Origin of the sequence: Micrococcus sp. GbtcB5 (genome assembly GCF_019091605.1) — a bacterium.
GTDB classification, from domain to species: Bacteria; Actinomycetota; Actinomycetes; order Actinomycetales; family Micrococcaceae; genus Micrococcus; species Micrococcus luteus.
Genome location: NZ_JAGXJK010000197.1, coordinates 1 through 271, shown reverse-complemented (window position 1 = coordinate 271; position 271 = coordinate 1). Strand labels below are relative to the sequence as shown.

Here is a 271-nt window from a genome sequence, read left to right as displayed (position 1 = left end):
GGGCCGGACCGAGATGTCCCGGCCGGCGTCCGGCGCGGCGCCGCCGGGGGCCGGTGCGGCCTGCGGCGGCGCCCCCCAGTCCCCGACCGACGGCACGGGACCGTCCCAGCCGGGTGCGCCGACGGGCCGCTCCTCGGCGCCGCGGGCAGGCGGGGTCCAGCCCTCGGGGCCGTCCGAGTCGTCCTGCTCCGCGTCCGGGACGAACGCGGGCAGCGAGTCCCACGGGTCCTCCTCGGGCGGGGGAGCGTCGTCCCAGGCGGGCGGCTCCTCA

Annotated in this window: 1 pseudogene; it reads right to left on the bottom strand. The window is 82.3% G+C overall.

What is annotated here, in order from left to right:
* Positions 1-271 (bottom strand): annotated as a pseudogene (locus KVS67_RS12015) (hypothetical protein); the annotation flags it as partial.